At 68.9% G+C, this 13283-nt stretch carries 12 protein-coding genes; 3 read left to right on the top strand and 9 right to left on the bottom strand.

What is annotated here, in order from left to right; all coding sequences use genetic code 11:
• Positions 1 to 25: 25 nt before the first annotated feature.
• From JHD63_RS03240 to JHD63_RS03210, 7 genes are all read right to left on the bottom strand, one after another.
• Entirely contained in the window at positions 26 to 1624 is a 1599-nt protein-coding gene (locus JHD63_RS03240; RefSeq protein ID WP_198969219.1) for a glycerol-3-phosphate dehydrogenase/oxidase, read from the bottom strand.
• A gap of 126 nt (positions 1625 to 1750) precedes the next feature.
• The gene (locus JHD63_RS03235) at positions 1751 to 3484 is read right to left on the bottom strand and encodes an ABC transporter substrate-binding protein (RefSeq protein ID WP_198969218.1); all 1734 of its coding nucleotides are present in this window, start codon (positions 3482 to 3484) and stop codon (positions 1751 to 1753) included.
• A 78-nt stretch (positions 3485 to 3562) separates the two neighbouring features.
• Positions 3563 to 3871: a DUF2160 domain-containing protein gene (locus JHD63_RS03230; protein WP_198969217.1), complete on the bottom strand. Its 309-nt coding sequence runs from the start codon at positions 3869 to 3871 to the stop codon at positions 3563 to 3565.
• Positions 3872 to 4012: 141 nt separating this feature from the next.
• On the bottom strand, positions 4013 to 4828 hold the full coding sequence (locus tag JHD63_RS03225) for a carbohydrate ABC transporter permease (RefSeq protein WP_198969216.1): 816 nt from the start codon (positions 4826 to 4828) through the stop codon (positions 4013 to 4015).
• Positions 4821 to 5717 (bottom strand): carbohydrate ABC transporter permease, encoded by an 897-nt coding sequence (locus JHD63_RS03220; protein WP_198969215.1) that lies wholly within the window; start codon positions 5715 to 5717, stop codon positions 4821 to 4823. Before JHD63_RS03220 ends, JHD63_RS03225 begins: the two co-directional genes overlap by 8 nt.
• Entirely contained in the window at positions 5714 to 6784 is a 1071-nt protein-coding gene (locus JHD63_RS03215) for an ABC transporter ATP-binding protein (RefSeq protein WP_198969214.1), read from the bottom strand. Before JHD63_RS03215 ends, JHD63_RS03220 begins: the two co-directional genes overlap by 4 nt.
• Before the next feature lies 1 nt (position 6785).
• A complete protein-coding gene (locus JHD63_RS03210) occupies positions 6786 to 7859 on the bottom strand; it encodes an ABC transporter ATP-binding protein (protein WP_198969260.1) in 1074 nt (357 codons plus the stop codon).
• A gap of 242 nt (positions 7860 to 8101) precedes the next feature.
• Here JHD63_RS03210 and JHD63_RS03205 point away from each other — a divergent pair, with 242 nt between their 5' ends.
• The 3 genes from JHD63_RS03205 to proC all read left to right on the top strand — a co-directional run bounded on the left by JHD63_RS03205 (position 8102) and on the right by proC (position 11419).
• A complete protein-coding gene (locus JHD63_RS03205; RefSeq protein ID WP_198969259.1) occupies positions 8102 to 8869 on the top strand; it encodes a DeoR/GlpR family DNA-binding transcription regulator in 768 nt (255 codons plus the stop codon).
• Positions 8870 to 8931: 62 nt separating this feature from the next.
• Positions 8932 to 10425 carry a glycerol kinase GlpK gene (gene glpK / locus JHD63_RS03200; RefSeq protein ID WP_198969213.1) on the top strand — a complete coding sequence of 498 codons (1494 nt, stop codon included), beginning with the start codon at positions 8932 to 8934 and terminating at the stop codon, positions 10423 to 10425.
• A 145-nt stretch (positions 10426 to 10570) separates the two neighbouring features.
• Positions 10571 to 11419 carry a pyrroline-5-carboxylate reductase gene (gene proC / locus JHD63_RS03195; protein ID WP_198969212.1) on the top strand — a complete coding sequence of 283 codons (849 nt, stop codon included), beginning with the start codon at positions 10571 to 10573 and terminating at the stop codon, positions 11417 to 11419.
• A gap of 161 nt (positions 11420 to 11580) precedes the next feature.
• On the opposite strand, the gene JHD63_RS03190 is transcribed toward proC, so the two are convergent.
• Both JHD63_RS03190 and JHD63_RS03185 read right to left on the bottom strand, forming a co-directional pair.
• Positions 11581 to 12528 carry a 4-hydroxybenzoate octaprenyltransferase gene (locus tag JHD63_RS03190; RefSeq protein WP_198969211.1) on the bottom strand — a complete coding sequence of 316 codons (948 nt, stop codon included), beginning with the start codon at positions 12526 to 12528 and terminating at the stop codon, positions 11581 to 11583.
• Between the two features lie 114 nt (positions 12529 to 12642).
• A complete protein-coding gene (locus tag JHD63_RS03185) occupies positions 12643 to 13263 on the bottom strand; it encodes a Dps family protein (protein ID WP_198969210.1) in 621 nt (206 codons plus the stop codon).
• Positions 13264 to 13283: the final 20 nt, after the last annotated feature.

Raw genomic sequence — 13283 nt, 5'->3', positions numbered from 1 at the left:
ATTCTTGCAAAAAGATCAGGGTCTGTCAAGCAGACGGTTGCGGATGGGCGTACTGTTGCGCCAATGCCTCGAAGGCGGCCACGCCCGGATCGCCGATGCCCTCCTCCTGCAGCAGCGCCCCCACGCGCGGCGCCAGGCCTTGGGCCAGCGCCGCGTCGAGGAACAGCAGCCGCGAGCGCCGCGCCAGCACGTCCTCCACGGTGCGCGCGTACTCGTGCCGCACGGCAAATCGCACCATCGCCTCGCTCAGGCCGGGCGCCAGCTCGGTCTCGCCTCCAGGCAGGGCCGCCACTGCGGCCGCCTCGGCGCCATAGCTGTGCAGGCCGGGAGCATCGCTGATCCGTTGGCGGACCTGCGCCGCCGCAGGGGCTCCCACCAAGGGCAGATGCACCGTGGCACCTGCCGGCCGCGCCGCCAGCAGCCGGGCGTCGAAGCAGCGCTGCAGCACGTCTTCGGCCATGGCACGGTAGGTGGTCCACTTGCCGCCGGTGACCGTCACCAGGCCGCTGGGGCTGACCAGCACGGTGTGCTCGCGGCTGATGGCCTTGGTGTTCTCGCCGTCGTCGCCCTGCGGCTTGACCAGCGGACGCAGCCCGACCCAGCAACTGCGCACGTCGCCCCGGGTCGGGGCTCGCCGCAGGTAGCGCGCCGACTCGCCGAGGATGAAGGCGATCTCTTCTTCGAACGGACGCGGCTCGAGCGCCAGGTCCTCGCGGGGGGTGTCGGTGGTGCCGAGGATGACCTTGCCGAGCCAGGGCACGGCGAACAGCACACGGCCATCGGTGGTCTTGGGTACCAGCAGTGCGTGGTCACCCGGCAGAAAGCTCCGGTCCACGACCAGGTGCACGCCCTGGCTGGGCGCCACCAGGGGCCTGACCGGGCGGCCGGTGTCGGCGCCGTCCTGCTGGCGCAGGGTATCGACCCAGACGCCGGTGGCGTTCACCACGCAGCCGGCGCGCACGGTGAAAACGCGCCCGGTTTCCCGGTCCTCGCAGGCCACGCCGACCACCTTGCCGCCTTCATGGACCAGCGACTTGACGGCGCAATAGTTGACCACCAGCGCGCCGCGCGCGGCGGCGGTGCGCGCCAGCGCCAGCGCCAGACGGGCGTCGTCGAACTGGCCGTCCCAGTATTGCACGCCGCCCTTGAGGCCGGCGGGCTGGGCGCCCGGCACCCGCGTCAAGGTGGCGTCGCGGCCCAGGAATTCGGTTGCGCCGAGACCGCTCCTGCCGGCCAGCGCGTCATAGAGCTTGAGGCCAATGCCGTAGAACGGCGCCTCCCACAGCCTGTAGGAAGGCATCACGAATGGCAGCGGCTGCGCCAGATGGGGCGCGTTGGCCAGCAGGGTGGCGCGCTCGTGCAGCGCCTCGCGCACCAGGGCCACGTTGCCCTGGGCCAGGTAGCGCACACCGCCATGGACCAGCTTGGTGGCACGCGAGGACGTGCCCTTGGCGAAATCATGCGACTCCAGCAGCACGACGGAGAAGCCGCGCGCAGCCGCGTCCAGCGCCACCCCCAGGCCGGTGGCGCCGCCGCCGACCACGGCCAGGTCATAGCGCCGGTCCTCGGCGAGTTGCGCCAGCAAGGGCGCGCGCGGGGTGGGGAGAGGTGAAGCGTCGGTCATCTTGGGCTTGTCGCATCCTGGCGCCGCGGCTCGGGCGGGCCCCCTGGGCTCGCCGCGCGCGGTCAGGCGCCATTGTTCCGGCCGCGGCGCCGTCCACGGGAGGGACGGCGCCGCGAGCAAGTGGTATTACCGGACCTTGCCATCCTTCCAGGCCTGGAGCAGCTTGTCATAGGCGACCGTCTCGCCCTTGGGCTTCTCGTTGGCCAGCTTCTTCCAGGGGGCATGCTGGTCGCTGAGCCACTTGGCCGGGTCGCTCTTGGGGTTGAGCTTGGGGGCGCAGTGGGCCATGCCGGCACGCTCCAGACGGGCCATGACCTGGTCCATTTCGTCGGCCAGGTTGTCCATGGCGGCCTGCGGCGTCTTCTCGCCGGTCACGGCGGTGGCCACATTCTTCCACCAGAGCTGCGCGAGCTTGGGGTAGTCGGGCACGTTGTTGCCGGTGGGCGTCCAGGCCACGCGCGCCGGGCTGCGGTAGAACTCAACCAGGCCGCCGAGCTTGGGCGCCATGTCGGTCATGGCCTTGGAGCGGATGTCGCTTTCGCGGATCGGCGTCAGGCCGACGACGGTCTTCTTGAGGCTGGTGGTCTTGGCCGTGACGAACTGGGCGTAGAGCCAGGCGGCGGCCGTGCGGTTCGGATCATGGTCCTTGAAGAAGGTCCAGGAGCCCACGTCCTGGTAGCCGTTCTGCATGCCGTCCTTCCAGTAGGGGCCGTTGGGGCCGGGCGCCATGCGCCACTTGGGCGTGCCGTCGGCATTGACCACCGGCAGGCCGGCCTTGGTCATGTCGGCCGTGAATCCGGTGTACCAGAAGATCTGCTGGGCGATATGACCCTGGGCCGGCACCGGGCCGGACTCGCCGAAGGTCATGCCCATGGCTTCCTTGGGCGCGTACTTCTTCATCCAGTCGATGTACTTGGTGAGCGCATAGACGGCGGCGGGCGAATTGGTGGCGCCCCCGCGCGCGACGCTGGCGCCGACCGGCGTGCACTTGTCGTCGGCCACGCGGATGCCCCATTCGTCCACCGGCATGCCGTTGGGAATGCCCTTGTCGGCGGCGCCGGCCATGGACAGCCAGGCGTCGGTGAAGCGCCAGCCCAGCGACGGGTCCTTCTTGCCGTAGTCCATGTGGCCGTAGATCGGCTTGCCGTCGATCTGTTTCACGTCGTTGGTGAAGAATTCGGCGATGTCCTCGTAGGCGCTCCAGTTTTGCGGCACGCCCAGGTCGTAGCCGTACTTGGCCTTGAACTTGTCCTTCAAGTCCTGGCGCGCGAACAGGTCGGCGCGGAACCAGTACAGGTTTGCGAACTGCTGGTCCGGCAACTGATACATCTTGCCGTCGGGCGCGGTGGTGAAGCTGGTGCCGATGAAGTCCTTCAGATCCAGGCCCGGGTTGGTCCATTCCTTGCCCGCGCCGGCCATGTAGTCGGTCAGGGACATGATCTTGCCGTAGCGGTAGTGGGTGCCGATCAGGTCCGAGTCGCTGATCCAGCCGTCGTAGATCGACTTGCCCGACTGCATCGAGGTCTGCAGCTTCTCGACCACGTCGCCTTCCTGGATCAGGTCGTGCTTGACCTTGATGCCGGTGATTTCCTCGAAGGCCTTGGCCAGCGTCTTGGATTCGTACTCGTGCGTGGTCAGGGTTTCGGAGACGACCGATATTTCCTTCACGCCCTTGCCCTGCAGTTTCCTGGCCGCCTCGATGAACCACTTCATCTCGGCCATCTGCTGGTCCTTGCTGAGGGTCGACGGCTGGAACTCGCTGTCGATCCACTTCTTCGCTTCGGGCTCACCGGCCCAGGCCGCCTGGCCCGCCACGATCGCCGCCGCGGCAAACGCCAGGGCTGTGTAACGCATCTTCATCACGAATCTCCTTGTTGGTGGACGTCCCCTCACGACTTTGCGCAGCCGAAGGCCCCGGGGAGCGGGGGGCCAAGAAAACTAGCCTTTGCGCATCACGACGACCAGCAGCAGCATCGATGCCACGAAGCTGATCCAGATCGACGGCGGCTCTGCCATTCCGAGCCACCCCTCGATGTTCGGGGCCAGCCCGACGAAGGCGAGGTTGAGATAGGCAGCGGCCAGCAGGCCGATGAAGAGGCGGTCGCCGCGCGTGGTGGCGATCGGCAGGAAGCCGCGGCGCAGCGTGGTGGGCGACTTGATCTCCCAGACCGTCATGCCCGCCAGCATCAGCACGATGCAGGTAAAAAACACCGCCACCGGAGTGGTCCAGGCCATCCAATCAAACATCTGTCTTCTCCCAGGGTACGGGCCGCAGCCGCGGTGTGTGCGCGCAAGAGGCATATGCGCGGGCCACCCCGGAACCGGCTTTGCCGGGCCGCTGGTGGCGCCCCCTTGAGGGGAAGGCGCCGAAAGCGCTTCGGGGGTGTTTCATACGCGCCCCATGGCAAAGCCCTTGGCGATGTAGTGGCGCACGAACCAGATCACGATGGCGCCTGGCACGATGGTCAGCACGCCGGCGGCGGCCAGCGTGGCCCAGTCCATGCCCGAGGCGCTCACGGTGCGCGTCATGGTCGCGACGATCGGCTTGGCATTGACGCTGGTCAGCGTGCGCGCCAGCAGCAGCTCGACCCAGCTGAACATGAAGCAGAAGAAGGCCGCCACGCCCACGCCGGCCTTGATCAGCGGCAGGAAGATCGTGAGAAAGAAGCGCGGGAAGGAGTAGCCGTCGATGTAGGCCGTCTCGTCGATCTCGCGCGGGATGCCGCTCATGAAGCCTTCCAGGATCCACACCGCCAGCGGCACGTTGAACAGCAGGTGCGCCAGCGCCACGGCGATGTGCGTGTCCATCAGCCCCACGGTGGTGTAGAGCTGGAAGAAGGGCAGCAGGAACACCGCCGGCGGCGTCATGCGGTTGGTCAGCAGCCAGAAGAACACGTGCTTGTCGCCGAAGAAGCTGTAGCGCGAGAACGCATAGGCCGCCGGCAGCGCCACCGACACCGAGATCACGGTGTTGATGGCCACGTAGATCATCGAGTTGATGTAGCCCGAATACCAGGACTCGTCGGTGAAGATGGTCCTGTAGTTGTCCCAGGTGAAATGCTGGGGAAAGAACGAGAAGCTCGCCAGGATCTCGGTATTGGTCTTGAAGCTCATGTTGACCATCCAGTAGATGGGCAGCAGGGCGAACACCAGGTAGGCGATCAGGAACAGGGTGCGCTTGCGAAAGCGGCGCGTGTCATTCATGGCCGGCTCCTTCCTGGCTGGCGGTGCCCACGCGCTGCATCCAGTTGTAGAGGATGAAGCACAGCAGCAGGATGATGAGGAAGTAGATCAGCGAGAACGCCGCCGCAGGCCCCAGGTCGAACTGGCCGACCGCCTTCTGCGTGAGGTACTGGCTCAGGAACGTGGTGGCATTGCCCGGACCGCCGCCAGTGAGCACGAAGGGCTCGGTGTAGATCATGAAGCTGTCCATGAAGCGCAGCAGCACCGCGATCATCAGCACCCCGCGCATCTTGGGCAGTTGGATGTAGCGGAACACCGCGAACTTGCTCGCGCCGTCGATGCGCGCGGCCTGGTAGTACGCGTCCGGAATGGAACGCAGGCCGGCGAAGGCCAGCAGCGCCACCAGCGGCGTCCAGTGCCAGACGTCCATCAGCAGCACCGTGAGCCACGCCTGCGCGGCGTTGCCGGTATAGCTGTAGTCGATTCCCAGCCACACCATGGCACGGCCGAACAGCCCGATGTCCGAGCGCCCGAAGATCTGCCAGATGGTGCCCACGACGTTCCATGGGATCAGCAGCGACAGCGCCACCAGCACCAGCACGGCCGAGGACTTCCAGCCCTGCGCCGGCATGGCCAGCGCCAGGCAGATGCCCAGCGGAATCTCCACCAGCAGCACCGACAGCGAGAACAGCAGTTGCCGCAGCAGCGCCTCGTGCAGCTCGCTGTCGCGCATGACGGAGGCGAACCATTCGGTGCCGACGAACACCCGCCGCTCGGGCGAGATGATGTCCTGCACCGAGTAGTTGACCACCGTCATCAGCGGCAGGATGGCCGAGAAGGCCACGCAGACGATGACCGGCAGGATCAGGAACCAGGCCTTCTGGTTGACAGGTTTGGTGGTGGCACTCACGGCACCAACTCCTCATTCTTGTAGAAGCAGGTATGCGCGCCCAGCACCTGCAGTCCGACCGTGTCGCCCGCCCGCGGCGCGGCGCTGCCCGCCGGCAGGCGCGCCTTGACCGCATGCTCGCCGATGCGCGCGCTCAGCAGCGTGTAGGTGCCGACGTCCTGCACCCGCTCGACGACGGCCGGCATGCCGCCTTCGGCGTCGGGCGCCACCAGCGCCAGGTACTCGGGACGGATGCCCAGCAGCAGCGGGCCTTCCGGCAGGCTGCGCGCCAGCGGCAGGCGGCGCCCGGCCAGGGCCAGGCCTTGCGCGTCGGCCGTGACGGGCAGGAAGTTCATGCCCGGCGAGCCGATGAAGTGCCCGACGAAGCGGTGCGCGGGCCGCTCGAACAGCGCGTCGGCGGTGCCGACCTGCACGGCGCGGCCGCGCGTCATCACCACCACCTCGTCGGCGAAGGTCAGCGCCTCGACCTGGTCGTGGGTGACGTAGATCAGCGTGAGCTTGAGCTCATGGTGGATCTGCTTGAGCTTGCGCCGCAGCTGCCACTTCAGGTGCGGGTCGATCACGGTCAGCGGCTCGTCGAACAGCACGGCCGAGACGTCGGGCCGCACCAGGCCACGGCCGAGCGAGATCTTCTGTTTCTGGTCGGCCGACAGGCCGGCGGCGCGCTGGTCGAGCTGGTGGCTCATCTCCAGCATCTCGGCGATCTGGCCGACGCGCGCCTTGATCTGCGCCTCGGGCACCTTGCGGTTGCGCAGCGGAAAGGCCAGGTTCTGCGCCACCGTCATGGTGTCGTAGATCACCGGAAACTGGAACACCTGGGCGATGTTGCGCTGCTGCGGGCTCAGCCGCGTGACGTCGCGCCCGTCGAACTTCACCGTGCCGTGCGAGGGCACGAGCAAGCCCGACATCAGGTTGAGCATTGTGGTCTTGCCGCAGCCCGAAGGCCCCAGCAGCGCATAGGCGCCGCCGTCGCGGAACGCCATCTTGAGTGGCAGCAGCGCGTAGTCGCTGTCCTGCTGCGGGTTGTCCTGGTAGGCATGCGCCAGGTCGAGGTCGATACGGGCCATGTCAGTGCTCCATGGCGCGGCGCGGAGCTGCCAGCCGGCGACCGGAATCGGAATCGAACAGGTAGACCTGCGCCGGGTCGAGCTGCAGCGTGATCGTCTCGCCCAGCGCGAAATGGTGCACGCCGGTGAACTGCGCCACCAGCTCGCCGGCCGGCGTGGCCACGTGCACGAAGGTGTCGGAGCCGGAGATTTCCGCCAGCTCGACCTTGCCCGCGAGCGCCACGTCGCCCGGGCACGCCGTCAGCCGCAGGGCGCCGGCGCGCAGGCCGATGGTGACCCGGTCCGCCGCCAGCGGCTCGGCGCGCGGCAGCAGCAGGCCGCCCGGGCCCTGCACGCCGGCCGCGGTGACCCGGGCATCGATCAGGTTCATGGGCGGATCGCTGAAGGCGCGCGCCACGCGCAGCGAATCGGGCAGGTGGAACACCTCGGGCGTGGGGCCGTACTGCAGCACCTCGCCAGCGTCCATCACCACCGTATGGCCGCCCAGCAGCAGCGCCTCGGCCGGCTCGGTGGTGGCGTAGATGACGGTGGAGTCGCCCGCTGCGAACAGTTGCGAGAGTTCTTCGCGCAGTTCCTCGCGCAGCTTGTAGTCGAGGTTGACCAGCGGCTCGTCCAGCAGCATCAGCGGCGCGCCCTTGGCCAGCGCGCGCGCCAGCGCCACGCGCTGCTGCTGGCCACCCGACAGGGCCGAGGGCAGGCGGTCCAGGAACATGCCGATGTGCAGCTTGTCGGCCAGGGCGCGCACGCGCGCGTCGATGTCCTTGTCGCCGCGCAGCCTGAGCGGCGAGGCGATGTTGTCGGCCACCGTCAGCGTCGGGTAGTTGATGAACTGCTGGTAGACCATGGCCACGTTGCGCTCGCGCACCGGCATGCCGGTGACGTCCTGGCCATCGACCCGCACACGGCCGCTGCTGGGCGCATCAAGCCCGGCCATGATGCGCATCAGGCTGGTCTTGCCGGCCTGGGTGGCGCCCAGCAGCACCGTGACGGCGCCCGGCACCGGCGCCAGCGTGATGCCGCGCAGCCAGGTTTCGGCGCCGACGGTCTTGCCCACGCCCTCCAGGCTCAGTTGCACGGCCTGCCCCCCCGCCACCGCACGGCATTTGCCATGCGTGCGCTTTCTTTTTCCACCAAGCACTGTGTGTTCGCCCATGCCCATCTGGCCGCGTTCCTCGCAGCCCGGGGCTGCTTGTGATGAAGTGTTGCGATTCTTGTTCGTTTATTTTCGTTTAGACCTAGAGTTTTCCCTTAATTCGCTCGCTTTGGTTCGATTTAGAGTCAAGCACCTTGTCCGACAGCACCATGGCCACTCCCCACGTGAACACCAATCCGCGCCAGATCCGCCTGCTGGACGCCGTGCGCGCACGCGGCTCCATGACGGTGGAGCAACTGGCCGAAATGCTCGGCGTCACCCTGCAGACGGTGCGGCGCGACGTGCAGCGCCTGGCCGAGGCGCAACTGCTGGCGCGCTTCCACGGCGGCGTGCGCATGCCGGGCTCGACCATCGAGAACATCGCCCACCGCCAGCGCGAGGCGCTGAACGCCGAGGGCAAGGCGCGCATCGCGCGCGCGGTGGCGGCGCAGGTGCCCAACGACTGTTCGCTGATCCTCAACATCGGCACCACCACCGAGGCGATCGCCAAGGCGCTGCTGCAGCACCGCGGGCTGCGGGTGATCACCAACAACCTGAACGTGGCCACCATCCTCAGCGCCAACCCGGGCTGCGAGGTGATCGTGGCCGGCGGCGCAGTGCGCGCGCGCGACCTGGGCATCATCGGCGAGGCGGCGGTGGACTTCATCCGCCAGTTCCGCGTGGACATCGCGCTGATCGGCATCTCCGGCATCGAGTCCGACGGCACGCTGCGCGACTTCGACTACCGCGAGGTGAAGGTGGCGCAAACCATCATCCGCCAGGCGCGCGAGGTCTGGCTGGCCGCCGACGGCAGCAAGTTCAATCGCCCGGCCATGGTCGAGCTGGCGACTCTGTCGCAGATCGACCGGCTGTTCACCGACGTGGTGCCGCCAGATCCGTTTCCTGCGCTGCTGGCCGACGCCCAGGTGCGCTGGGATACGGCGCGGGCCTGATCCTCGCCACCGGGCAACTCCCGCCGCCGCGCGCGGCCCTTTTGGGCACACTCCTTCCCACCATGACCTACCTGCTTGCCCTGGACCAGGGCACCTCCAGTTCGCGCAGCATCGTGTTCGACGAGCATGGCCGCATCGTCGCCCAGGCCCAGCGCGAGCTGCCGCAGCACTATCCGCAGCCCGGCTGGGTCGAGCACGAGCCGGCGCAGATCTGGCAGACCCAGCTCGACACCGCGCGCGAGGCGCTGCAGCGGGCCGGCATCGGCGCCGACGCCATCCGCTCCATCGGCATCACCAACCAGCGCGAGACCACCGTGGTCTGGAACCGCCGCAGCGGCCAGCCGATCCACCGCGCCATCGTCTGGCAGGACCGCCGCGCCGAGCCCGAATGCGCGCGCCTGCGCCAGGCCGGCTGGGAGCCGAAGATCCAGGCCCGCACCGGCCTGCGCATAGACGCCTACTTCTCCGGCACCAAGCTCAAGTGGCTGCTCGACCAGGTGCCCGGCGCGCGCGAACAGGCCGCGCGCGGCGAGCTGGCCTTCGGCACCGTCGACAGCTGGCTGATCTGGCAGCTCACCGGCGGCGCGCGGCACGTGACCGACGTGAGCAACGCCTCGCGCACCATGCTGTTCGACGTGCACCGCAACGCCTGGGACGACGAGCTGCTGACCGCGCTGGACATCCCGCGCGCGCTGATGCCCGAGGTGCTGCCCTCCAGCGCGCAGTTTGGCGACCTGCGGGCCGACCTGCTGGGCCGCGCCGTCCCCATCGGCGGCGTGGCGGGCGACCAGCAGGCCGCCACCTTCGGCCAGGCCTGCTTCACGCCCGGCATGGCCAAGAACACCTACGGCACCGGCTGCTTCATGCTGATGCACACCGGCACCGTGTTCCAGACCTCGCAGAACGGCCTGGTCACCACCAGCGCCGCGCAGCCCACGGCGCAGCCCGAATTCGCGCTCGAAGGCAGCGTGTTCGTCGGCGGCGCCGTGGTGCAGTGGCTGCGCGACGGCCTCAAGGCGATCAAGGGCAGCGCCGAGGTCCAGGCCCTGGCCGAGAGCGTGCCCGACGCCGGCGGCGTGATGCTGGTGCCGGCCTTCACCGGCCTGGGCGCGCCCTACTGGCAGCCCGATGCGCGCGGCACCATCACCGGCCTGACGCGCGGCAGCACCGTGGCCCACATCGCCCGCGCCGCGCTGGAGAGCATCGCCTTCCAGAGCGCCGCGCTGCTGCAGGCCATGGCGCGCGACGCCGCCGCCGCCGGCGTGCCCGCGGTGCGCGAGCTGCGCGTGGACGGCGGCGCCTGCGTCAACGACCTGCTGATGCAGTTCCAGGCCGACCTGCTGGGCGTGCCCGTGGTGCGGCCGGCCGTGGTGGAAACCACGGCGCTGGGCGCGGCCTACCTGGCCGGGCTGTCGTGCGGCGTGTTCGGCAGCACCGCCGAGCTGTCCGAGCTGTGGCGCGCCGAGAAGCGCTTCGAGCCCGCCCTGGCGCCGGCCCTGGCGCAGGAGCGCATGCAGCACTGGGAGCACGCGGTCCGCCAGGCCACCTTGGCATGATACAAAAATGATAGCTATAAGCCCAGGAAACACCTGGGCTACAAGCACTTTTCGTTCATATTCCCACGAACGGCGGCCCAAGCCGGCACGCAGCCGCGCGACAATGCGCGCCCTGCCCCCTTCATTGCCAAAGGCCCTCCGCACCATGACGACTGCCGCCGCCCCCAGCACCGCCCTCCAGCACCAGTCCATCGCCTTCATCGGCGGCGGCAACATGGCCAGCGCGCTGATCGGCGGGCTGCGGCGCCAGGGCCTGCCGGCCGCGCGCATCCGCGTGCTCGAACCCTTCGAGGCCACCCGCGCGCAACTGCTCGCGCAGCACGGCGTGGCGGCGCAGGCAACGGCCGACGCGGCCCTGGGCGAATGCGCCCTGCTGGTCTGGGCGGTCAAGCCGCAGGTCTTGCGTGAGGCAGCGCAGGCAGTGGCGCCGTTTGCCGCGCAGGCGCTGCACCTGAGCGTGGCCGCCGGCATCCGCAGCGACAGCATCGCCGGCTGGCTCGGCAGCCAGCGCATCGTGCGCGCCATGCCCAACACGCCGGCGCTGGTCGGCCGGGGCATGACCGGCCTGTTCGCGCGCGGCGCCGTCAGCGCCGCCGACCGCGCGCTGGTGGACGCGGTGATCGCCCCCACCGGCCAGGCCCTGTGGCTGGAGGCGGAGGCGCAGCTCGACGCGGTCACCGCCCTGTCGGGCTCGGGCCCGGCCTACGTCTTCTATTTCATCGAGGCCATGGTCCAGGCCGGCACCGGCATGGGCCTGTCGGCGGCCCAGGCGCAGCAGTTGGCCACCGCCACCTTCGCCGGCGCCGCCACGCTGGCGGCCCAGTCGGACGAACCGCCCGCCGTGCTGCGCGAGCGCGTCACCTCCAAGGGCGGCACCACCCATGCGGCGCTGGCGGCGCTGGAAACCGCGGGGGTGAAAGCCGCCTTCGTCGGCGCCATGGAGGCCGCGCGCGCCCGCGCGGCGGAACTGGGCGACGAGTTCGGCAGGGGTTAGGGCAACGCTGAATAAATCCCCGTGGTGGCGCGCGCCCTGGTGTGGGACGGGATGCAAGGCGCACACCGCAGCCATGGCCGTCGCCATGGCGAGGATTTGCAAGGCCGCAGACCGCCCACGGCAGGGAAGCGCGGCACGCGAGGGGCTTGTTCAGCGTTGCCTTAGCCCTTCTGAAGTGCAAAGCCCGCGGCAATGCCGGCAAACACGGTCAGCCCCAGCCAGTGGTTCACGCGGAAGGCGCGGAAACAGCCCTCGCGCGTGCGGCTGCGTATCAGGCGCCAGTGCCAGACCACCTGCGCCAGCGCAAGCCCCAGGGCCGCATGAAACACCGTGCCGAGCGCGTAGCGGTGCAGCGCCACGGCCCAGATTCCCAGGAACAGCAGGTAGAACAGCACGATGGCCGGCACATCGAAGCGGCCCAGGGTGATGGCCGAGGTGCGGATGCCGATCCTCAGGTCGTCGTCCCGGTCGACCATCGCATACTCGGTGTCATAGGCCAGCACCCAGAACAGGTTGCCGAGCACCAGCCACCAGGCCACCGCCGGCACGCCGCCCTCTATCGCGGCCAGCCACAGGCCGTCGTCGCCGGGAATGGCGGTGAACAGCCATGATTCGCTGCCCTGGACCGCCGTGAAGGCCATCGGTATGCCGGCGCTGAAAGCCACGCCCAGCACCGCCTGCGGCATGGCCACGTGGCGCTTGGCATAGGGGTAGATCAGCGTGATCGCCAGCGCGGCGAAAGACCACACCACCGTCGCCGCATTGGTGGTCAGCACCAGCCCGAAGGCCGCCAGCGCCAGCACCGCGGCCAGCAGCAGCGCTTCGCGCACCGACACCGCTCCGCTGGTCACCGGGCGCAGCGCCGTGCGCTTGACGTGGCGGTCGAACTCCTGGTCGGCCACGTCGTTGACGCAGCAGCCGGCGCTGCGCATCAGGAAGGTGCCGCCCACGAACACGCTCAGCAGGTGCCAGCCCGGGAAACCGCCCTTGGCCACCCACAGCGCCGACAGCGTGGGCCACAGCAGCAGCAGCCAGCCGGCGGGCCGGTCCCAGCGAATCAGGTCGAGGTAGAGGCCGAGGCGGCCGCGCTGCGGCACGAGTGCGGTCATGGGGAGGCGGGCATGCGCCCGGGGGTCGAGGGTGGAAAGACAGGCCAGGATTGTGCCCGCAGCCGCCTTTCGGTCTTCTTAACGTACCCGCTCCACGGCGCCGGCCGGCGCAGCTCACTCTTCCAGCAGCGAGCGCAGCATCCAGGCGGTCTGGTCGTGCACCGTGCAGCGCGCGGTCAGCATGTCGGCGGTCGGGTCGTCGCCGGCCTCCTCGGCGACCGGGATGAATTCGCGCGCGATGCGCGACACCGTCTCATGGCCCTTGACCAGGATGCGCACCATCTCCATCGCCTTGGGCGGTGTCTGCGGCACATCGGCCACGGTGGCGATCTTGCTGAACTCCGCATACGAGCCCGGCGCGTAATGGCCCAGCGCACGGATGCGCTCGGCGATCACGTCGGTCGAATTCCACAATTCGGTGTACTGGGCCATGAACATGGCGTGCAGCGAGTTGAAGTGCGGCCCGGTCACGTTCCAGTGGAAGTTGTGGGTCGTGAGGTAGAGCGTGTAGGTATCGGCCAGCACGCGCGACAGGCCTTCGGCGATGGCCGCGCGGTCCCGCTCGTCGATGCCGATGTTGATCACCGGCGCGCCCTTGCTGCCCGAGGACGGCGCCACCAGCGCCGCGCCCTTGGACGGCACCTTGCCGGCCGCAGCGGCCGGAGCTTCGGTGATCGGGGATTTGTGCTTGTCGTGCTTGTTGCTCTTGTCGCTCTTGGAATCGGTCTTGGCCATGTCAGCTCCGCTGGTTTGAT

This window comes from Xylophilus sp. ASV27, from assembly GCF_016428875.1.
Taxonomy (GTDB): Bacteria; Pseudomonadota; Gammaproteobacteria; order Burkholderiales; family Burkholderiaceae_C; genus Xylophilus.
The sequence above is the reverse complement of the archived record's forward strand: the minus strand, read 5'-3'. Positions and strand labels throughout refer to the sequence as shown.